Origin of the sequence: Acinetobacter celticus, from assembly GCF_001707755.1 — a bacterium.
GTDB lineage: Bacteria > Pseudomonadota > Gammaproteobacteria > Pseudomonadales > Moraxellaceae > Acinetobacter > Acinetobacter celticus.
Genome location: NZ_MBDL01000009.1, coordinates 1 through 21,934 on the forward strand (window position 1 = coordinate 1; position 21,934 = coordinate 21,934).

The following is a 21,934-nucleotide window of genomic DNA, read 5'->3' on the forward strand; positions in this document are numbered from 1 at the left end:
GCATGTGTTAAGCCTGCCGCCAGCGTTCAATCTGAGCCATGATCAAACTCTTCAGTTTAATATTGCTTAGTGCCTTAAAGGGCACCAATCTTGGCTCATCAATTTTCTGACAAATATTTCTCAAATAAACTTCGAGTAATTTCTACCATCAATCAATGAAAATAATTTCGATCAATCAATCAGTAAAAATCCACACAAGTTGTTCTTCATAAGCTCTTAATGATCTTCTCACTGGTTCGTCACCAGCAAGTTTAACACTTCAAATTCAACAATTTGTTTCGTTTGTCGTGTTGATGGACGCTATTCTATACACTTTAAAAACAAGCGCAACCCCTTTTCCTAATTAAATTAGAAAACATTAATCTTTTGTCTGTTTTTTAACCCAAGATGCTATTTTTAGCTCAATAATTGGCTTTTGTATAGCATTTTATTTTACTTACTTACACACTTAAAGGGCTGATGGCATATAAAAAAGACCAGTATTTATTGACCTTTTTTTAATTTATACACAACTCATTGATTAATTCGTCTGCTCTGCTAACCAAGACATAAATTTTTGACGATCTTGTTTAGATGACTTTTGCCAAAGTTGAATAAGTTGCTGATCGGAAAATGCTGTGTTGCTATTTGTAGAAAAAGAGACACTCTTATTCGTATTGATTGCTGAAGTGTAAATAGGCGCTGGTTGATTAACAAGCACTGACACTTTGTTTTTGGTTAAATCTGTGGCGGAGTCACTAAATAGGTTCTCGCCTAACCAATTTTTTTGATTAGTTTTAGCACCAGCTTGCTGAACAAGTAATGTATTTTTTTGATCATATAAGCCAATGATAGGCTGATCTTTATATTTCTGAGCTTCATCAAAATCTTGAGGAGCTTGAATTAATGCCAAATGATAAATGGCGCCATCTGTTAATGCAGGAGTTTTTACAGCAACCACACCCGACTTCAAAATGTCATGTGAATTATCAGCATGCTGGAAAAATTCAGTGTATCGAACATGAATCGTGTTTTCACCTGCATCTATTTTGTATTGATTATTTTTACGTAAAAATCCACTGCTAACTTCCTGCCCATTAACAGCAATTACTTTAATTTCTTCTGGGGCTGTAACTGTTACGGCCGAAAATGCTACACCACTCACCATAAATGCCAAGACCGCTACAGTAAATCTAAAAGCCATTTATATACTCTTTTTCAATGCTAAATTTTGATTACATAGTGCAATGGATTAATGACATTTTCGTGACAGTTATAGGCTGAAACCAAATTGATATAAGCTTGCTATCAAGTTCAATTGTTTACCCAATAAAAAAGAGTGCTTAAAGCACTCTTTTAAATATCACATGACATTTTAAAATATTAGTTAAAACTTTTAAAACGTTCACTATTTTCAATAAATGTTTTTTCGCCCGCTGATGATTCGATTGAACCAAACACCAGTTGTGCACGTAATTTCCAATTTTCAGGAATATCAAACATCTGTGCAACCTCAGCATCAACAATTGGATTGTAATGCTGTAAAGATGCTCCGATATTTTTTTCAGATAAGGCTGTCCAAACTGAAAACTGTGCAATACCCGTTGAATGCTCAGACCATACCGGGAAGTTATCAGCATATAAAGCAAACTGTTCTTGTAGTGCTTTTACTGTGTCTTGATCTTCATAGAATAAAACCGTACCAAAACCTGCTTCAAAACTACTGATTTTTGCATCTGTACTTGCAAAAGCACTTGCTGGAACAATTTTACGTAAATTTTCACGCACAATATTCCAAAATTTATGATGTGACTCACCATACAAAGTTACGATACGTGAAGTTTGTGAATTAAACGCTGAAGGACTAAAACGTACTGCCTCTTGGATCGTCTGCTCAATGACATCTTGATCCAATGTTACATTTTTACCCACTGCATAAATTGTACGGCGCTGTTTAATCTGATCTAAAAACGACATTTAGAAACCTCTTTGTTATTTTCATACATAGAAACTTGATGAACGCATCATATGCCAATATCTTGTTATAAACACAACTAAAAATATGACATAGTGTTTTATTTTTAGAACAATCGTTTCATTGTAAATAAACACATTTCATTGTTCTGCATTCAATTAAATGTTGCCAATAAGTTCCTCATTTTTAGATATACACTCGAAATCTATCTTGATCATTAGTTTCTTCTTTTTCTGCAACTTGACCCTCAATAGAACCAAATACCAATTGCGCTCTCATTAACCAATTTGAAGCGATACCAAAATAATCGGCAACAGCACGATCGACCGAAGGATTATAATGTTGTAACGATGCGCCTAAACCTGAATCTGCCAATGACGTCCAGATGGCAAATTGAGCCATACCCGAAGTTTGTTCAGACCAAACTGGAAAATCAGATGCACTAAATGGCACCTTTTTCTGTAATTGTTGAATGGTATTTTGATCTTCATAGAACAATACGGTGCCAAAAGCATCTGCGCATTGGTCAATTTTAATTTCTACACCTTCAAAAATTGTACTGGGTACATGACGTTTTTGAATTTCTTTGACGATGTCCCAAAAGCTTTGATGGGATTCTCCAAATAACACCACAATTCGGGTACTTTGTGAATTATAGGCAGAAGGACAACTTCTAACAGATTCTTGAATAAGCTCTGCAATATATGCCTGACTGTAATGAACCTTTTTCCCCAATTGATACACACTGCGTCTTTTCTTTAACTGGTCAACAAATGTAATTTCAAAAGGAGCATTACTTGGTTTTTTTTTGAATTTAAAGTCTTTGGTTAAATCTGTAGTTAGTACGGCACCAATTTTATTAAATAAATCCACAACAATCCCCAAATGTCAAAAATGACGAAACAACAAATATCCTATTCTAATAATTAACGTTATGCTTTATACGATTGTTTCCACCTTTATGATGTTTTTTAAATCAATCAGTTAACTAAAAAACAATAAACTCCGCATTTAGCGGAGTTTATGTGATTGATCAAGCATTATGACAGAGCAAAAAAATCTAATCTATTTGTCTGTTTCAAAAAGTGCTGCAACAAAAGACTTGGCAGAGAATGGACGTAAATCATCAATTTTCTCTCCCACACCAATGAAACGGATGGGTACATGTGTACGGCTGGCAATATTAAATAGCACACCACCTTTTGCAGTACCATCAAGTTTAGTAATGGTAATCCCTGTTAGGCCTACGGCTTCATCAAACATTTCAACCTGATTAATCGCATTTTGCCCTGTACCCGCATCGACGACCAACATCACTTCATGCGGTGCGGTTGCATCAATTTTTTGCATGACGCGTTTTACTTTGGTCAACTCTTGCATCAAATGACTTTTATTATGCAAACGACCCGCAGTATCTGCAATTAATACGTCAACGCCTTTAGCACGAGCACTTTCAAAAGCATCAAAAATAACAGATGCGCTGTCTGCTCCATGACCTTGGGCAACCACTGCAATATTATTGCGTTCGCCCCAAATTTGAAGTTGTTCTGTTGCCGCTGCACGGAATGTATCCCCTGCCGCTAACATGACTTTTTTACCTTCACCTTGTAAGCGTTTAGCTAATTTACCAATAGTGGTGGTTTTCCCCACACCATTCACACCAACCACCAAAATAACATATGGACCTTTATTCGGATCAATATGCAAAGGTTTAACACGTGGTGCAAGCAATGCGACTAATTCTTCTTGAAGCGCTTTATACAAGGCATGTGAATAAATTAAATCGCCACGTGCAGTTCGCTCTGTTAAGTTTGCAATAATGGTTTTTGTTGCTTCTACACCAATATCTGCAACCAATAACTGCTCTTCAACCTCTTCAAGCAACTCATCGTCAATTTCTTTACCACCGATCAAAATATTGACCATACCATCGGTAAAGCTCTTACGTGTTTTGGTTAAACCTTCTTTCATCCGCCCAAAAAAGCCACCTTTAGTCGGTGTTTCTTCTGGCGCCACTTCTAATGCTACAGATTCAGAAACAGCTATTTGCTCTTTTGGTGTTTCTATAATTGGCACATTGACTGCAGGTAAACTTGGTAATGTGACATCATCATCTCCAATATCAGCATCAATCAAAAAATTATTTTGCCCATTAGATTGCTGTTGCATGCCGAATCCTTGAAAAGCATCGCGTTAAAAGAAGCTGATTCTAACATAAGTTCTTTATTTTTGGCCCTTTCCCAAAGGTTCAATCGGCAACACACCAAAAAACAACAACCTGTACTTGCGTTAAAATTGTGGTTTCTAAAGAATAGAGACAAATAGTATGATTTTTCATTTGGAATACTGATGTCCAAAAATATATTAAATCCTGTCACTTTTTATCATTTTTTTAAATATTGTATTTTTTGTGCCAGTTCCATTTGTATCGGCTTAGGAATGGTGTACTCAACTGCCTATGCAGAAACACGAAGTCAACTGACACCAACAACATTTGAAACCACTTTAACAAATGGCTTAAAAGTCATTATTCGTGAAGATCATCGTTCTCCCATGGTCATGACGCAAATTTGGTATAAAGTGGGCAGTAGCGATGAATCTGGAAATATTTTAGGCATCTCTCACGCACTTGAACATATGATGTTTAAAGGCGCCAATAAAGTCCCCAAAGATGAGTTTACTCGCCTTAGTCGCATTTATGGGGGCAGTATTAATGCTGCAACATCTACCAATTACACCAATTATTATCAACTCTATCCCAAGACCTATTTTCCAATGGCCTTGGAACTAGAAGCAGACCGCATGAGCAATCTGCTGTTGCGACAACAAGACTTTGAGCCTGAAATGAAAGTTGTCATGGAAGAACGACGACTTCGCACCGATGATAATCCCCGTTCGTTGGCTTTTGAACGTTTTAAATGGATTGCTTATCCAACCAGTCATTACCGCCAACCCATTATTGGCCATATGAAAAATTTACAAAATATTCAATTAGATGATTTAAAAAATTGGTACAAAAACTGGTATACGCCCAATAACGCCATTTTAGTTATTGTTGGTGATGTAGATTCTGAAAGTGCTATTTATCAAGTACAGAAATATTTCGGCGACATTAAAGCTAAAAAAACGCCACCTCGTAATGACGTTTTAGAATTTGAACGCGTGGGCTACCGCCATATGGAAATCAATTCTACCGTGCAAGTACCGAATTTATATATGGCATGGAATGTCCGCTCATTGGTTACAGCCAAAGACCCACAGGATGCTTATACACTCAATATCATTCGCAATATTTTAGATAGCGGTATTTCATCGCGCTTACAAGAGCGTCTCGTTCGCCAGAAAAAAACGTTAACTGCCTTAAGTCTATCTTACGACCCATATAACCGTGGTGACAGCTTGTTTAGTATTTCAGCCTTACCCGCGGAAGGTGTTTCACTGCAAGATGCGCAAAAAGCCATTCAGGCAGAAATTGATTTATTAAAAACAGAATTGATTCATCCTCAAGAAATGACACGTATTTCGGCCAAATTTATTTCCAATTTAATTTTTAATCAGGACGATATTGCAGGACAAGCCAAAATGATTGGCAACCTTGAGGTAAATGGTTTGAGCTATCGTTTAATGGATGAATTAGCAAAACATTATAAAAGTGTTAGCCCGCAAGATATTCAGCGTGTCGCCAATGTCTATTTTGTGAAAGATAATTTAAGCACACTTTACCTTTCGCCCGAAGTGCCAACAAAATAATGGGGAATCTCATGCGAAAAATTTCAGTTATTCTTTTTTTGGCAACTTTAGCAGGCACTTGCACCACTTTCGCAGAACAGCTAGATAACGATTTTAACCCAGAAACTATCATTCATGACAATTCAAACCAACTACAATCTATTCCACTCTTACAAAGCCTTAAAAATATCAACAACAATCAGGAATTCCACGCACCTTATGTCCAAGACCTCAAGAACCACAATGCTGTCCGAAGCTTATTTGTTGAATCTCAAGATTTACCCATGGTTGATATTCAACTGACATTCAATGCAGGATCAGCACGTGATTTAGAAATTGGTCAAGGTTTGTATGGCTTATCCAATATGGCTGCCAACCTCATGGATGAAGGCACTGAAAAATACAATGCCTATCAGATTATCAACGCATTTGAACAATCTGGCGCACAATTTAGTATTCAAGCTTACCGAGATATGTTTATTGTCCACCTTAGAGTGTTGTCAGACCCAAAAAAACTAGAACCAGCGCTCAGCATGATGTTAGAGGTGCTCAATCATGCAACATTTAAAAATAACAGTATTAATCTGGCTGTAAGCAACACTCAAGTCGGACAAAAACAATTAAAAGAAAGTCCGAGCCGTTTAATGAGTATCAAATTTTATCGTGAAATCTATGGATCACATCCTTATGCACAGCCCATTACAGGCACCAATGGTGGCCTTAAAAAAATTACGTCGGATGATTTAAAACAATTCCGCGATCAATTTATTGTTGCACAGAACATGAATATTGCCATTACAGGAAAACTCACAACGAAAGAAGCGCGCAGTTTATCAAAGCGTATTTCAGCGCATCTAAAACAAGGGGGAAAAGCACAACCATTAGCGCTACCCCAACCCAAAACCACATTAAATATTGTGCATATTCCTTATGATTCATCACAAGGACATGTCATGTTTGGACAACTTGGCACAACACGAAATGATCCAGATCGCTTAGCCCTTGAAATTGCGAACCGTATGTTTGGTGGTGGCTTTAATTCTATTCTTATGCAGGAATTACGCATTAAACGTGGCTACACCTATGGTGCTTATAGCTCTTTTAGTTTCAGCCAAGCGCCTGGTACTTTTAGCTTTAGCTATTCCACACGCCAAGACCAATTAATAGAGAGTATTAAAGTTGCTTATCAGGCTTTAACTCAGTTTGTACAAAAAACCATTGACCGCGAGCAATTAGAAGAAACCAAGGCTGGTATGCTACGTGCCTTTCCAAACAATTACAGTAGTAATCGTTCCATTAATGCACAATTAGGTTCACTCGGGTTTTACGTTCATTCAGCAGATTATTTAGATGAATACCCAAAACTATTAGAAAAAATAACAGCAGAAGATGTACAAAACGCAGTGCGCAAGCATTTACATCCAGAGCAAATGACTTTGATTGTGGTTAGCAAAGAACTTAATAAAACCAATTTAAAAGATATTTTACTCAATCATCAACAAAGTGAACCTTTATCCCCTAAAGACTCAGCTCCATTAATCTCATCTCAGCCAATTCAAACTATTGCTCAGCCAAAGGCGGAAGTTGATGCACCTGCACAGTCTCAGAATGATAAGCCTGCATTAACTTCAAATACTGCCCCATATTGACCTGATGTTTTTGACTTAACACAATTGCCATCTCTTGCGATTCAGGACAGTTTTGTTGTTCTGAAACTTTCAAAACATTATGAAATTGTTGCACAGAAATTGGACGCTTTAAAGCAAGAAAAGCCAAGATAAGAATAAGCACAACAATTAAACTAATGAAGATATTGTAAAGCTGTTCTAGCTTAAGTTTTGATTTGATCTGAAGAATTTTTTCTAAACCAATAGACATACACTACCTCGAATTCAAAGTAGTGTATGGCTACATTTCAATAAGTTCAAGCTCAGAATGCTTACTTCTCAGGCACTCTGCACCTATAGCACAACTTAAATACATATTTGAAAACTAATTCGTTATACGTTGAATAACTGCAAAATAAAAGATGAGTCCAATAATAGCCAAAACCAAACAGATGGTAAAAATACTCATCCCACCTTCCGCATGCACAGGATGTAAATCATCCTCATCTGCAATACGTAACAGCTCTCCATTATACATGCCGTAAAAATCTTCACGTTGTTGCACATCTAGCTCGCGAGTAAAATCATACACTCTCTTACGTTGCGCCAAACCAAAATCACCTAAATGAATTTCTTGATGAAAAATTGCTTCATCTAGCCTTTGGCGATGCAAATGTGCCAACGCAATAATTTGATCTGCCGAAGGAGGCATATCAAAGGTCAAACCATCTAAAGTTTTAGTCATCATACTTCTCCTTGTTATTAACGTATTCTTATCTAAACATATTAATAAAAATTCAAAGCGATCATTGTTTAATCATGTAAACAGCGACTTAAAGCTAACATTCTGCATATTTTGTTGACATTTCAACTTATTTGTAATACTAATGAAACAATACTTAATTAAAGTAAGTAATGATAGGGCGAAATAGGCACCTATCCAGATGTAATCATAATTAGAAAGATAAGGAGTTTAATATGATGCAACAAATCCCTGCATATGACCTAGAACATGTATATGCAAATGCGGTAAATACGATTCAACATCAAATGAACTTTGTAGATGCTGTAAAAGAATTGGAAGAAGCTGCACGCGCAGGTCATGGTAAAGCGGCGTTATTTTTAGCAGAGCTTTACTATCAAGGTTTCCGCGTAGAACGCGATTCCCTAAAAGCACAGTACTGGCAAAAGATGGCCACATTACAAGCATAACGAAACGTCGCCTAGGTGGCGTTTTTTTACGCCTATTTTTTATACTCTAATATCTTATATACATATTTTCTTACGTTTTTCTGCAAAGCTTACACAGTAATTTAATCTAATGTTTTTACAATAGAATCACCAAAGCAACAAACAGAAAATCATGTCGCAGATTAATCAATTACAACCTATCTCTACAGATTTATTTTTTAAAATTAAAATTTTAAAAACCATGATGTATTGCGGTGTACTTTGGGGCTTATACAATGAGGGTTGGGCCATGACTAAAGACGCAGAGGACTGTATATTTCCTTTTTGGCTCAATGGTTTACAAGCACATAAATACGCAAAAAAACATTGGCCCAATTACACACCTAAACGCATCACCCCCAAAGATTTTGAAAACTCATTACTTCCTACACTAACCCGATTAAAAGTGACTCCTGCACTTTGTAATGCCAGTAATAAAAAATTAAAACTCACCACCCAACAAATGCGTCATTTCTTCTTTTCGACTCAACAAATAAATTTTGCATAGGAGAAAATGGGAATTTATTCAAGAAATAAAAAATTGTGAACGTTCAGTATTTGCTTTTTTTATGATTCAAGTTAACTTAAAAGAAATAACAAATCTCGGGGACAAACAAAGATGACAACAGTTGCTCAAGTACTACACAACAAACCAGAACAAGCTGTATATACCATTGCTCCAGATGCTACGGTACTCGAAGCTATTTCCCTCATGGCAGAAAAAGAGATTGGCGCACTTGTTGTAACCCATGAAGATAGCGTTGTGGGTATTTTATCTGAACGAGATTACACCCGTAAGATTGCACTTATGGAACGTACCTCGTTCAACACCACAGTCAATGAAATTATGACAGCCAAAGTTCTGACCATTACCCGTGCCTTTACGGTAGAAGAATGTTTAGAGCTGATCACAGATAAACATTTACGCCACTTGCCTATTGTTGAAAATGGGACGCTCATTGGTTTGATTTCTATTGGTGACTTGGTCAAGGCCGCGATGGAAGATCAGAAAAAACTGATTGATCAATTACAGCAATATATTTCTGGCTAATTCAATCTCTCAATTTTAACGACACATCCTTTTTCAATAAAGAAAGAGGATGTGTCTAATAACTTTCTCTCATAGAAAAGCATGACAATGTAATGACATCAAAATTACAAAGTATAATTTTTTAGCTAAAAAATATATAAACCAAGATTAGAGACTACTTCCCTGTAAATCTTACAAAAAAATCCCAATTCTTTTCACTGGGATTTTTTTGTATCACGAATAATATGGGGGGGTATTAATTCAAACCTAATTTTGCCGCTACATAGTCTGCATCTTTATCGCCACGACCAGAAACATTCACAACAATTTTAATCTCTTTTGCCATTTTTGGTGCTTCACGTAGTGCCCAAGCCACAGCGTGTGCACTTTCTAGCGCAGGAACAATCCCCTCTACCCGTGACAAAATCATAAATGCATCTAGACACTCTTGATCTGTGGCTGTGGAATATTCCACGCGACCTAAATCTTTTAATAAACTGTGCTGTGGGCCAACACCTGGGTAATCTAAACCCGAAGCAATAGAATGCACAGGTAATGGCTCACCCTGTTCATCTTCTAAAACATAACATGCCATCCCATGAATATGGCTTGGCTTACCTAAAGTTAAGGTTGCAGAATGCATATGAGTATCTAAGCCATGCCCCGCAGGTTCTACACCAACCAACTTCACATCTTCATCATTTAAAAATGCCGTAAAAGCACCTAATGCGTTTGAACCACCACCGACACAAGCCACTACATAGTCAGGGTTTGCACCAAAGCGCTCATTGGTTTGAACTTTAATTTCATCACCAATAATGGCTTGAAAATCACGAACCATCATTGGAAATGGATGTGGGCCAACCACAGAACCAATTGCATAAATATAGTTTTGAGGATCTTTTAAATATTCTTCAAATGCACTATCTACTGCATCTTTTAAAGTCGCTGTACCACGTGTCACCGAAATAAGTGTTGCACCCAAAATTTTCATTTTTACAACATTCGGATGCTCTTTTTCAATATCGACTTGCCCCATATGAATTTCACATGGAATACCAACCAAAGCACAAGCTGTGGCCAAAGCCACCCCATGCTGACCCGCTCCAGTTTCAGCAATGACTTTGGTTTTCCCCATATATTTTGCTAACAGTGCTTCGCCCAAGCAGTGATTAATTTTATGCGCACCCGTATGGTTTAAGTCTTCACGCTTTAAATAAATTTGTGCACCACCCAACTGATTCGTTAAACGCTTTGCATAAAATAGTGGGCTGGGTCTACCCACATAATGCGCAAACAAATCACTTAATTCATTTTGAAATTCTGCGGTATGACGAATGTGCTCATAAGCAACGTTAATATCATCCATGGCTTGCTTTAAATCTGGCGGAATAAACTGACCACCATACTGTCCAAAAAAACCGTCCTCATTGGGTAATGCAATACCATTAATTTGATGTGCCATTTTACTTCCCTGTTTTCAATCAACAATAAAAAAAAACTGCCCCGATAGTAACGAACTTTGACTTTAAGCAACAAGTCCAAACCCATTTTTTTCGATCAAAGCAGTCTCATTTTTAAATCTAGATTTAAATGTTTTTTAAGCCTAACGCGCCAAATATTTGGTCATATCCTCAACACCTTTTAAGGTCATTGGGAACATATGATTTTCAAAAATTTGCTTAATGATGCCAATACTTTGCGTATAGTGCCAATAGTCTTCCGCTTCTGGATTTAACCAAGCCGTTTTATCAAAATGTTGCCGTAAACGTTGTAGCCAGACTTGACCCGACTCATCATTCATATATTCAACTGAACCACCAACCGATACAACCTCATAAGGCGCCATACTGGCATCACCCACGACAATGACACGATAATCACGACCATAGGTATTAAATAAATCCCAAGTGTTCATACGTGTATTGGAACGACGAACATTATCTTTCCATACATAGTCATATAAGCAATTATGGAAATAAAAATAGTCCAAGGTCTTAAATTCAGTTTTTGCAGCACTAAATAGTTTTTCACATTGTGCAATATGCGAATCCATCGAACCACCCACATCAAAAAGCATTAAAACTTTTACACGGTTACGGCGCTCTGGAACCAGTTGCACATCCAAAATACCCTGCTTGGCTGTTTCGCGAATAGTGCCATCAATGTCTAGCTCATCCGCTGCACCTTGACGGGCAAATTTGCGTAATCGACGCAGTGCCATCTGCATCTGGCGACTACCCAAAATCTGATCATCATCTAAATTTCGATATTGACGTTGTTCCCAAACTTTAACAGCAGATTTTTTACGCCCAGGCCCACCAATACGAACACCCTCTGGATGATCGCCAAATGCGCCAAATGGTGATGTTCCCCCCGTACCAATCATACGGTTACCGCCTTGATGCTTTTTATGCTGTTCGCGCAGACGCTCTTCCAGCATTTTCATCAATTCTTCAAGGGATCCCGCTTTTTTCAGTTCTTCACGTTGTTCTGGGGTTAAATGCTTTTCAAGCAATTCTAAATCAAACCAGTCTTTGGGTAATTGATGTACTTGCTTCAATAACTCATCTAAATCGAAGGTGGCAATCCCATCAAAATAATCTTTCATGGCTCGGTCAAATTTGTCAAAAAATCGTTCATCTTTAACCATGACCGTTCTTGCCAATTGATAGAATTCATCTTGATCAGCAAAAACAATACCCGCAACGACCGCCTCATTTAAATCGATGAGTTCACGCGTAGAAACGGGTACACCATATTTTCTTAAGGTATAAAACAATCGCACAAACATGCGTGTTCTCCCTTATCGACGTGACATGAATGCTAAACGCTCAAGAAGTTGCACATCTTGCTCATTTTTAATTAACGCACCATATAGCGGTGGAATTGCTTTCGATTTATCCTTATTACGCAAAACATCTTCTGGCATATCATCGGCCATTAACAAACTTAACCAATCAATCAACTCAGAGGTAGATGGTGGTTTCTTTAAGCCTGGAATTTGGCGTAATTTGAAGAAGACCTGTAAAGCTTCTGACACCAACGTTGCAGAAATATTATGAAAATGCACATCAATAATTTCACGCATGGTTGCTTCATCTGGGAATTCAATATAATGAAAGAAGCAACGACGCAAAAATGCATCAGGTAATTCTTTTTCATTATTTGATGTAATAATGACAATTGGACGTTGTATTGCAGTAATGGTTTCGCCAGTTTCATAAACATAAAACGACATTTTATCCAGTTCATGCAACAAGTCATTTGGAAATTCAATATCCGCCTTATCAATTTCATCAATCAATAAAACGCAACGTTCGTCACTGGTAAATGCTTCCCATAATTTCCCCGGTTTAATATAATTTTTAATATCATAAACACGGTCATCACCGAGCTGACTATCACGCAAACGTGAAACAGCATCGTATTCATACAAACCTTGCTGTGCTTTGGTTGTTGACTTGATATGCCAAGTAATCAGTCTTAGACCTAAACTTTCAGCCACCTGCTCTGCAAGCAAAGTTTTACCTGTACCAGGCTCACCTTTTACTAAAAGCGGTTTTTGCAAACTACGGGCTGCTTTTACAGCAAGTTTTAAACTATCAGTCGCAATGTACTGATCTGTACCAGAAAATTGTTGAGCATCCACTGACATATGAAACCTTATTGTTTTACTTTAAAGAGGTGAACTTTTTTTACGAACGGAAATATCTGTTTTATTTGCATTGAATTTTGACCAAAAATAGCCAATGATTAAACCCATACCAATCACAAATAAAATTAAAGATAGATTAGACCAAACCAAAGGTTGATCTTTGGTTAACACACCAAATAACAGACCAAAAATTGCAGGTGCAACCGAGGCATTTATGCCTTCAGATACTGTTGGTGTCAAAAGTACCGCAAATGCGAGCAACCAACCAATACCACCAAAAGGTTTCGGTATTCGTTTCATTACCCCATACCAACAAATCAAAGCAATCACACTACCCAAAAGATAAACCGTGATTGCAATGCTATCTTCAGGAATTGAGTCCAATAAAGCCCAAAAACTATTCATTTCACAACTCCTGAATTGACCTTATGCACCGCGCAAACCTTCTGGCGCTGGAGCATTTGGATTAATTAAACCTTCTGGAGGCATTTGTAGAAAAAAGCCTTTGGTTGCCAGTGAGTCCATCACATGAAGGACATTGACACGAGCCAAGGCCCGCGCTTCACTTAGCTCTAAGTGCATTACCAGTGTTGCACGGCCAAATGCAATTCGAACAGGCTCAGAAAGGACTTCTAAAGGGTCAAACGCTTCAGCTTCATTTTCGACAGGACGAACAACATAAAGATACATTTCGCCTTTTTTGCTCGATTTGTAAATAGAACAATGCATTTTGAATCAGTACTCATAAAACTCAAGACAAAGCATACATCAAAAAAAAGACTGATACATTAATGATTATTAACGCATCAGTCTTGAATGTGTATAAGTGCTAGATCTTTAATCAATCTTGAACACTTTTTATTCCATCACTTTCATTTGTTTCGACAGATACGATTCATCTGAATGAAGGACATCAATCAATGGTTTGGTCAACATGTCATAACGCCAACCCAATAAGTACTGGGGTAAATCTTGCTCATCATTATGAAAAACCACATGCTGATATAAAGAGCTCAGCCATTTTTTGCGCATGAGCACTTCTTTTGGCACAGCAATTTCGTCAGCAATATTTTGAATCGTTTGTTCAACTCGATCGGTAATTTCACGGGATGAATGTCGAATTGGACGGGCCATACGCAAAGGCCATTCAGCTTGTTCGGGTAAAAATTTCAGTAAATCTAAAATAGTTTTACCATGCTCACGCACAATATTGGTACGAATGTCTTTCATGGTACTTAACTGAAAAGTATTGCGCGGGTTTTTTTCAACCAAATCTTGCATGGTGGAATTTTTAAGAATAAAACTGCGCGGTTGGTTTAGCGCTTTCACCATTTGCTCACGCCACACAGCAAGTTGTTGCAATTGCATTAACTGTTTACGTGAATTACGGTAATTCCCCATATCCTGATAAAGCATTGAGATTGGTTTTTCTTGCCCAATTTCATAGGTAAGGCTACAGCAATCTTCTAACACGTAGTCTAATAAACGCTTTTCAGACAACTCTATTTTGACTTTCTCTGACAGTTGCATGATGTATTCAACATCATTGGCTGCATACATCAACTGTTCTGGGGTCAATGGTCTAGCCAACCAATCTGAACGGGTTTGATCTTTTTCGATATCAACATCTAACATAGTTTTTAATGCATTTTGATAGCTAACTTGTAAACCATGCCCTAAAAATGACATCCCTACTTGGGTGTCAAACACATTTTCTAAGGTTTTATGCTGTGAATAATGATAAATTAAATCAATATCTTCACTACAGGCATGGAATACATTTTGTTGCGCTGCAAAAATTCTGTTCCAGAACTCAGTTAAATCAAGTGTTGTACCATCGAGTAAATAGACCTTTCCATTCACATTAATTTGGAATACGCCTAATTTTGGCCAAAAGGTATCTACCTTAATAAATTCAGTATCTAGCCCATAAATGGTGCCCTGATCCATAAGGTGGTATACGGTTTGTAAATCTTGCTGATGATGAATAAATTGATACATAACTGCCGAGTCTATAGCTAGATGCTCTTTTCAAATATCTTACCCGATATATAATAATTATCGATAAAAAAATTAGATATATTCGTTATACTTTTTAGATTATAGTTGTTTTTAAAGTCAAAAAAGCCCTTTTACTAATATATATAAACTATTAGTAAAAGATACTTCACAATCGCTCGATTACTTCATGCGCATTCGGTTATGCACAGCTTGGCTTAAAGTGTGGCTATCGACATATTCAAGCTCACCACCTTGCGGTACTCCTTGCGCAATTCGTGTCATTTGTACAGACAAATGCTTGGCGGCTTCAACAATATAATGTGCCGTTGCCTGACCTTCGACTGTTGCATTGGTCGCCAAAATCACTTCTTTAATACAACCATCTGACAAACGTTGAAGTAGGTATGGAATGCCTATTTCATCTGGCCCTATACCATCTAAAGGTGATAAATGCCCACCAAGAACATGATATTTGCCTCTAAAGCTCCCACTTTGTTCAATAGCCATAACATCTGCAGGCGATTCAACCAAACATAAAATTTGATCATCACGTTCATGTGATAAGCAAATATTACAAACTTCATCTTCCGTCAAAGAATGACAAATTGAACATTCATGAATGTAACTGGTGGCTTCATTTAGCGCATGCGCCAAACCAATTGCACCCTCTTTATTCCTCATGATCAAGTGCAATGCCATACGTTGAGCCGACTTTGGCCCAACGCTTGGCAGAATACGCAATGCTTGAACAAGCTGATCAAAACGATCACTAAACATGCGTCGCTATTCCTTAGAATAAACCAGAAAGACCTGGTGGTAAGCCCATACCAGAGTTTGCAGCTTTCATTTTCTCTTCAGAAATTGCTTCTGCTTGGCGCGCAGCATCATTCATTGCCGCAGCAATTAAGTCTTCAATCATGTCTGCATCGTCTTGAAGTAATTCTGGGTTAATTTCAATACGTTTAACCACATTACGGCAAGTCATTGTTACTTTAACCAAACCACCACCAGCTTCTGCATGAACTTCTGTTTGAGCAAGCTGCTCTTTGGCTTTTTTAAGGTTGCTTTCAACTTCTTTTTGCATGCGCTGTGCTTGCTGCATTAACATATTAACGTTCATAAATCACTCCGAACAAAAACGTTTTAAAATTAGATAAGATCTAAACCACGGGAAATATCGCGAATAATATCATCAATATCTTCCAATCCAACAGATAAGCGAATTAATCCTTCACGAATACCCGCAGCTTCTTTTGCTTCGGCTGGAAGTTTACCGTGCGTGGTGGTTGCCGGATGCGTAATCGTCGATTTTGTATCGCCTAAATTACCTGTGATGGAAATAAACTGCGTATTGTCAATTACTGTCCAAGCGCCTTCACGGCCACCCTTCACCTCAAATGAAACAATACCGCCAAAACCCATTTGTTGTTTCTTAGCCAGTTCATACCCAACATGTTCTGGCAAGCCGGCATAATAAACTTTTTCAACCTTAGCATGTGCATTTAAAAATTCTGCAATTTTTTGTGCACCCTCAGAATGTGCTTTCATGCGTAAACGTAATGTTTCTAAGCCTTTTAAGAAAATCCATGCATTAAATGGGCTCATAGATGGACCCGTTGTACGCACGTAACCAAAGACCTCTTCTAATAATTTAGAATTGCCTACAACCGCACCGCCCAATGCACGACCTTGACCATCTAAATATTTAGTGGCTGAGTAAACTACTAAATCGGCGCCAAATTTAATCGGTTGTTGCAATACTGGCGTACAGAAACTGTTATCAATTGCCAGTAATGCACCATTGGCATGTGCTATATCTGCCAAGGCTTGTATATCTGCAATTTCAGCCAAAGGGTTCGATGGAGACTCAACAAAAAGGAGTTTGGTTTCAGGCTTAATGGCATTTTTCCATGCATTTAAGTCAGACAAATTAACAAAGTCGACAGTTACACCAAATTTAGCAATGTACTTTTCAAATAAAGAAACCGTAGAACCAAATACAGCACGTGAACAAATGACATGATCGCCCAACTTCAAGAACGCCATTGCCACAGCCATAATCGCGGCCATACCGGTACTTGTTGCGACAGCTCGTTCAGCACCCTCTAAAGCAGCTAGACGTTTTTCAAACATTGCCACAGTCGGATTGGTAAAACGCGAGTAAATATTGCCAGGTTCTGCACCAGAAAATTTAGCTGCCGCTTCTGCAGCGTTTTCATATACAAATGAAGAAGTCAGAAAGATTGGTTCACTGTGCTCGCCTTCAAAACTACGAGTATGACCTGTACGGATGGCTAAAGTATCTAATTGGTATTCTATATCGTCTTGATGACTCATCAGCATTACTCAGTCCAAAGACTGCCTTTTGTTCATAATTGTCAACATTTTGAGCGTCTATGCCATTTCAGGTCAAGGTATAATAAGCAAATATCGATTAGACTTCGACCAAACCTGCAAAGACAGAGGCTAATTATCCACATGTATCCAATAAAAAAGAAACTTTTAATACAACAAAAAAAACTGAAGCATCTTTCAGCACGTGTGTTTAATGCGAAATCACTCATTCTTTCCCAAACCACCCCTTATGAAGTGATTGAAGAATATAAATATTGTAAAATTCGGTACTATGCTTCGCCCAATAAAAAGTATCAAGAACCCTTGGTCTTTGTGGCCCCACTTGCCATCAATATGGCCATTTATGATCTTTATCCATATCGTTCATTGGTTAAACATTTTCAACACAGCGGTTTTGATGTGTATTTACTGGAATGGACAAAATTCAATTATCAGGACAGGTTTTTAAATTTTCTGTCATTTATTGATGATGCTTTACCACATTGTATTAACACTATTTGTCAGCATGCACAAAGCAAAGATATTTCTCTACATGGTTGGAGTATGGCTGGTGTGTTTGTCACGCTGTATACCGCATTGCATCAACCTGAACATGTTAAAAACCTAATCGTTCTAGGTAGCCCAATCGACAGCTATGCCTCAGGCCGTATCGGTCAACTTTTTAAGAAAATTAATACACTCATTTCACGTAATCATGCGCTGCAAAAAAACCTCTATAACGGTCAAATTCCCAAGTATTTTATTCATACATCAGGTCGAATTAATGCCCTTGGTTTTAAAATTTTAGACCCTAAAGGATGGTTTGAAAGTCAAAAACAATTTCTCATGAATTTGGCAAATACTCAAACTGTCTACGAACATGCCACCATGGGAGATTTTTTAAATCATATGTTGGACTATCCGGGTGGGATCAATCAGGACATGGTTCTAAACGTTTGGCTACAAAACCCACTAAAAAATGGCGTTATTCAATTATCGGATAAAGCCGTTCACTTAAAAGATATTAGCTGCTCACTCTTGGTGGGTGCGGGTTCCAGCGACCAAATTGTGACAGCCGAAGCCGCTCAACCATTATGTGAATTGACAAGCAGTCAAGATGTCACGTTTACTCTTATCCCTGGAGGTCATTTGGGTTTAATGTCCAGTCAAAAAAGCGCCAATATTTTTTGGCCAAAACTGACCACGTGGCTAGAACAAAGATCAACTTTACTAAAAACAGATAATTAGGATTTAAATATGATTCAATCAGTTGCATTCATTGGTTTAGGTGCTATGGGCTACCGTATGGCCTCACATTTACCAAAACACTTTGACACGGTGTATGTCTGGAATCGTAATTTCGACAAGGCCAAACAACATGCAATTGAATATGGCACACAAGCCGTCGAATTAAGCCAAGCAGTACAAGCCGATGTGATTTTTTCATGCTTACCTACCAGTGCAGACGTCGAAGCCTTAATAGAAACTTTGAATATTAAGTCGGGTGCAATTTGGGTTGACTGTACCAGTGGTGTACCTACATCTGCTCAAAAGCTTGCTGAACTATTAAAAATTCAAAATATTGATTTTCTAGATGCTCCAGTCAGTGGACAAACCATTGGCGCAGAAACAGCCACATTGACCGTGATGATTGGTGGTGATACTGAAGCCTTTGAACGTGCCTTACCCGCTGTGCAAGCATTCGGTAAATTAATTAAACATGTGGGTGCGTCTGGTGCGGGTTTTGCAGTCAAAGCTGTCAATAATATGTTAATGGCTGTAAATCTTTGTGCTGCTACGGAAGGTTTAAGCACCCTAAAAGCACATGGGGTGAATTTAAATGAAGCCTTAGATTGTATTAATGCATCAAGTGGAAAAAGCAATGCGACTGAAACTATTTTACCTCAGCGCGTGATGAACCGCACATTTCCCCTAAGCTTTGCTCTACCCTTATTAGCAAAAGATACAGGCATTGCTGTAGACTTGGTTCGCCAAGCAAAACTGTCTGCACCCATTATTGGTTTAACACAAAGTTTAATTCAAGTTGCCAACGATACTGCCGAATCAAATAGTGACTTTTCAAGCGTTGTAAAAATGTACGAAACATGGAGTAAAATTACAATCGAGTAATAACTCGCCCTTGCATAACCATAATGAAACCTAATATTGTAATAATGTGGTAATACATTTTGTTACAGATCTAGAGGAAACGCTCATGAACAAATTTTCTGTTGCCGCCCTAATTAGTGCCGTAACTTTTATTGGGGCATCTTCTGTCGCTTTTGCTTCTGAACAAGAATGCCAAAAGTTAAAGAATGATCATGATGTCATTTACGCATCAAAAGGCTTCTGTTTTAAAGACCCTGAAGCGAAAGCTAAATTTGGTAATGACAATTGCTATACAACCAAGCCAAAGTTTTCAGAAAAAGAACAGCAACGTCTTGATACGATCAGTGAACGTCAAAAAGCATTAAACTGTAAATAATTACACTTCAGTATTCGTTTAAGGAATTTAATCATGGTTTATGATGACCAAAATATTTTTGCAAGAATTTTACGTGGTGAACTTCCAGCCATAAAAGTTTATGAAGATGACCAAGTACTTGCATTTATGGACATTATGCCTCAGGCAGAAGGTCATACATTGGTTATTCCGAAGACACCTGCTGTTACTTTATTAGATTTAGCACCAGAAGCTGCAGCCTATACCATACAAATTGTGCAAAAAGTTGCTCAGGCCATTGAAACTGCGCTTGGTGCACAAGGAATTGTTCTCATGCAACTGTCTGGCGCATCTGCTGGCCAAACTGTGCCCCATGTGCATTTCCATCTTATTCCAAGCTCAGTACACGAACTTGGAAAACATGCTGTACAAATGGGCGATCAAGATAAAATTAAAGCTCAGGCTGAACAAATTAAAAGTGCTTTAGAAGCATTATAAATAATAGGTTTTAAATTTTTAAATGGAGCTTCGGCTCCATTTTTTTATATTTCCATGACATGAACCTTCAACGCACATTCATCCAATATGGATAAAAACCACACAATACAACAAAAAATAAAACACTAACTATACGTTTATAAAAGATATTTATGTAAAAACACTTCAGGAAAACCATCTTAAAAGACTGATTAACTTTAATATTTTTGAAATATTTCCTTAATAGAACTGTCTTATTTGTAATGAATACTTAGCGCCATTAGATAGCGAAATTATTTTTAGCGAAGCTACTGATAAATCGAATTGATAAGACGAATAAGTCTTTATTGGAGCTACAAATGAAAAAAACACTCTGTGCACTAGCAATCGGGGCAACTATTCTTACACCAGTGATGGCTTCTGCCGCTGATGTTAAAATTTATGGTCGTGCACACGTTTCTTTAGACTATTTAGATGATGGTAAAGATTATAACGAGGTTGGCTTATCCTCTAACTCTTCGCGTTTAGGTTTCAAAGTCGATCAAAAAATTAATGATGATTTAAATGTTTTTGCACAAATTGAACAAGAAGTTAACTTCGCAAGCGGTAGCCAAGATTCAAAAGGTGTCGATTTTTCTACTCGTGACACATTTGTCGGCCTAAAGAGCAATACCTACGGTCAAGCACGTGTCGGTCGTTTCGACAGCCCATTTAAAGCAGCACGTGGCCCAATCAACTTCTTTGGCGACATGGTCGGCGACGTGCGTAACGTAACACGTGTAGGTAATTTGAAATTTGATGAGCGCAATGAAAACACCATCGAATATAAATCACCAAAGTTTGGCGGTGGTTTTAACGTACTCGCAGCCATGTCTATGCATTCAGGCACACAAATTGATAAAGATGCGAATGGTGAAGGTATAGACGACAACAAAGCTTACGATCTTGCATTAACCTATAAAGCCGGCCCAATTGATGCAGCCGCAGCTTACGAAAAATATGATGAAAATGCTGCTAATGCCGCAGGTGGCGCAAGTCGTGATGCATTTCGCCTAGCGGGTGCATACAAAATTACAGAAGAATTTAACCTTGGTGCAATGTATCAAATTGCAAAACACGATAACAATGTTGCTAACCCAGATGCCCAAGTATTTGGTTTAGCTGGTGAGTATAAAATCACACCTAAAACATCAGTTCGCGGTGAGTACTTCTACCGTGATGTAGATGCGAACGATGCAAATGCAAGCTTAATTGGCGTTGGTGTCGAACACAAATTAGATAGCACACTTCGTGTATATGGCAACTTAGCGACAGTTTTAAATGACAAAAACTCTAAGCTCAATCCATGGAAAGAAGGTCGTAGTTTTGGTGCTGGCATTAGCGGTGTAGCAGACGAAAATTCAACCGCACTCTCTCTTGGTCTACGTTACGACTTCTAAGCGTATAAATTCCCTCCTTTAAAAGAACATGC

25 protein-coding genes are annotated in these 21,934 nt (G+C 37.9%); 10 read left to right on the forward strand and 15 right to left on the reverse strand.

Going from position 1 to position 21,934, the window contains the following annotated elements; translation table 11 throughout:
* Positions 1-520: 520 nt before the first annotated feature.
* The 4 genes from BBP83_RS06745 to ftsY all read right to left on the reverse strand — a co-directional run bounded on the left by BBP83_RS06745 (position 521) and on the right by ftsY (position 4,123).
* On the reverse strand, positions 521-1,183 hold the full coding sequence (locus BBP83_RS06745) for a DUF2057 family protein (protein WP_068886810.1): 663 nt from the start codon (positions 1,181-1,183) through the stop codon (positions 521-523).
* A gap of 179 nt (positions 1,184-1,362) precedes the next feature.
* A complete protein-coding gene (locus tag BBP83_RS06750; protein ID WP_068886812.1) occupies positions 1,363-1,956 on the reverse strand; it encodes a nitroreductase family protein in 594 nt (197 codons plus the stop codon).
* A gap of 184 nt (positions 1,957-2,140) precedes the next feature.
* Entirely contained in the window at positions 2,141-2,827 is a 687-nt protein-coding gene (locus tag BBP83_RS06755) for a nitroreductase family protein (protein ID WP_068886814.1), read from the reverse strand.
* Positions 2,828-3,019: 192 nt separating this feature from the next.
* The gene (ftsY, locus tag BBP83_RS06760) at positions 3,020-4,123 is read right to left on the reverse strand and encodes a signal recognition particle-docking protein FtsY (RefSeq protein WP_068886816.1); all 1,104 of its coding nucleotides are present in this window, start codon (positions 4,121-4,123) and stop codon (positions 3,020-3,022) included.
* A gap of 270 nt (positions 4,124-4,393) precedes the next feature.
* On the opposite strand from ftsY, the gene BBP83_RS06765 reads away from it, so the two are divergent.
* On the forward strand, positions 4,394-5,704 hold the full coding sequence (locus BBP83_RS06765) for a M16 family metallopeptidase (protein ID WP_141689962.1): 1,311 nt from the start codon (positions 4,394-4,396) through the stop codon (positions 5,702-5,704).
* An 11-nt stretch (positions 5,705-5,715) separates the two neighbouring features.
* Positions 5,716-7,332 (forward strand): M16 family metallopeptidase, encoded by a 1,617-nt coding sequence (locus BBP83_RS06770; protein WP_171258059.1) that lies wholly within the window; start codon positions 5,716-5,718, stop codon positions 7,330-7,332.
* On the opposite strand, the gene BBP83_RS14970 is transcribed toward BBP83_RS06770, so the two are convergent.
* Complete coding sequence (locus BBP83_RS14970; RefSeq protein WP_078055411.1) at positions 7,244-7,561, reverse strand: hypothetical protein; 318 nt, start codon at positions 7,559-7,561, stop codon at positions 7,244-7,246. The two genes, BBP83_RS06770 and BBP83_RS14970, sit on opposite strands and share 89 nt — an antisense overlap.
* A 114-nt stretch (positions 7,562-7,675) precedes the next feature.
* Complete coding sequence (locus tag BBP83_RS06775) at positions 7,676-8,035, reverse strand: hypothetical protein (protein ID WP_068886820.1); 360 nt, start codon at positions 8,033-8,035, stop codon at positions 7,676-7,678.
* 233 nt (positions 8,036-8,268) lie between these two features.
* Here BBP83_RS06775 and BBP83_RS06780 point away from each other — a divergent pair, with 233 nt between their 5' ends.
* The 3 genes from BBP83_RS06780 to BBP83_RS06790 all read left to right on the forward strand — a co-directional run bounded on the left by BBP83_RS06780 (position 8,269) and on the right by BBP83_RS06790 (position 9,571).
* On the forward strand, positions 8,269-8,502 hold the full coding sequence (locus tag BBP83_RS06780) for an SEL1-like repeat protein (protein ID WP_068886822.1): 234 nt from the start codon (positions 8,269-8,271) through the stop codon (positions 8,500-8,502).
* 151 nt (positions 8,503-8,653) lie between these two features.
* Positions 8,654-9,028 (forward strand): DUF2750 domain-containing protein, encoded by a 375-nt coding sequence (locus tag BBP83_RS06785; protein WP_068886824.1) that lies wholly within the window; start codon positions 8,654-8,656, stop codon positions 9,026-9,028.
* Positions 9,029-9,139: 111 nt separating this feature from the next.
* Positions 9,140-9,571: a CBS domain-containing protein gene (locus BBP83_RS06790; RefSeq protein WP_068886826.1), complete on the forward strand. Its 432-nt coding sequence runs from the start codon at positions 9,140-9,142 to the stop codon at positions 9,569-9,571.
* 235 nt (positions 9,572-9,806) lie between these two features.
* On the opposite strand, the gene trpB is transcribed toward BBP83_RS06790, so the two are convergent.
* The 9 genes from trpB to BBP83_RS06835 all read right to left on the reverse strand — a co-directional run bounded on the left by trpB (position 9,807) and on the right by BBP83_RS06835 (position 17,546).
* Positions 9,807-11,015, reverse strand: coding sequence for a tryptophan synthase subunit beta (gene trpB / locus BBP83_RS06795; RefSeq protein ID WP_068886828.1), 1,209 nt, complete (start codon positions 11,013-11,015; stop codon positions 9,807-9,809).
* Between the two features lie 141 nt (positions 11,016-11,156).
* The gene (locus BBP83_RS06800; RefSeq protein WP_068886830.1) at positions 11,157-12,344 is read right to left on the reverse strand and encodes a vWA domain-containing protein; all 1,188 of its coding nucleotides are present in this window, start codon (positions 12,342-12,344) and stop codon (positions 11,157-11,159) included.
* 12 nt (positions 12,345-12,356) lie between these two features.
* Positions 12,357-13,208: an AAA family ATPase gene (locus BBP83_RS06805; protein ID WP_068886831.1), complete on the reverse strand. Its 852-nt coding sequence runs from the start codon at positions 13,206-13,208 to the stop codon at positions 12,357-12,359.
* Positions 13,209-13,229: 21 nt separating this feature from the next.
* On the reverse strand, positions 13,230-13,613 hold the full coding sequence (locus BBP83_RS06810; RefSeq protein WP_068886833.1) for a hypothetical protein: 384 nt from the start codon (positions 13,611-13,613) through the stop codon (positions 13,230-13,232).
* Between the two features lie 21 nt (positions 13,614-13,634).
* Positions 13,635-13,937: a YcgL domain-containing protein gene (locus BBP83_RS06815; protein WP_068886835.1), complete on the reverse strand. Its 303-nt coding sequence runs from the start codon at positions 13,935-13,937 to the stop codon at positions 13,635-13,637.
* A gap of 129 nt (positions 13,938-14,066) precedes the next feature.
* Positions 14,067-15,209: a ribonuclease D gene (locus BBP83_RS06820; protein ID WP_068886837.1), complete on the reverse strand. Its 1,143-nt coding sequence runs from the start codon at positions 15,207-15,209 to the stop codon at positions 14,067-14,069.
* A 180-nt stretch (positions 15,210-15,389) separates the two neighbouring features.
* Positions 15,390-15,986 carry a recombination mediator RecR gene (gene recR / locus BBP83_RS06825; RefSeq protein WP_068886839.1) on the reverse strand — a complete coding sequence of 199 codons (597 nt, stop codon included), beginning with the start codon at positions 15,984-15,986 and terminating at the stop codon, positions 15,390-15,392.
* 13 nt (positions 15,987-15,999) lie between these two features.
* Complete coding sequence (locus tag BBP83_RS06830) at positions 16,000-16,329, reverse strand: YbaB/EbfC family nucleoid-associated protein (protein WP_068886841.1); 330 nt, start codon at positions 16,327-16,329, stop codon at positions 16,000-16,002.
* A 29-nt stretch (positions 16,330-16,358) separates the two neighbouring features.
* The gene (locus BBP83_RS06835; protein ID WP_068887638.1) at positions 16,359-17,546 is read right to left on the reverse strand and encodes an O-succinylhomoserine sulfhydrylase; all 1,188 of its coding nucleotides are present in this window, start codon (positions 17,544-17,546) and stop codon (positions 16,359-16,361) included.
* Positions 17,547-17,687: 141 nt separating this feature from the next.
* On the opposite strand from BBP83_RS06835, the gene BBP83_RS06840 reads away from it, so the two are divergent.
* The 5 genes from BBP83_RS06840 (at position 17,688) to BBP83_RS06860 (ending at position 21,902) form a co-directional block, all read left to right on the forward strand.
* Complete coding sequence (locus BBP83_RS06840; RefSeq protein WP_068886843.1) at positions 17,688-18,791, forward strand: alpha/beta fold hydrolase; 1,104 nt, start codon at positions 17,688-17,690, stop codon at positions 18,789-18,791.
* Positions 18,792-18,800: 9 nt separating this feature from the next.
* Positions 18,801-19,673, forward strand: a complete 873-nt coding sequence (locus tag BBP83_RS06845; protein WP_068886845.1) for an NAD(P)-dependent oxidoreductase — start codon at positions 18,801-18,803, stop codon at positions 19,671-19,673.
* Positions 19,674-19,758: 85 nt separating this feature from the next.
* Positions 19,759-20,028 (forward strand): YARHG domain-containing protein, encoded by a 270-nt coding sequence (locus BBP83_RS06850; RefSeq protein ID WP_068886847.1) that lies wholly within the window; start codon positions 19,759-19,761, stop codon positions 20,026-20,028.
* 33 nt (positions 20,029-20,061) lie between these two features.
* Positions 20,062-20,484, forward strand: a complete 423-nt coding sequence (locus tag BBP83_RS06855; RefSeq protein ID WP_068886849.1) for an HIT family protein — start codon at positions 20,062-20,064, stop codon at positions 20,482-20,484.
* A gap of 338 nt (positions 20,485-20,822) precedes the next feature.
* Entirely contained in the window at positions 20,823-21,902 is a 1,080-nt protein-coding gene (locus BBP83_RS06860; protein ID WP_068886850.1) for a porin, read from the forward strand.
* Positions 21,903-21,934 lie beyond the last annotated feature (32 nt).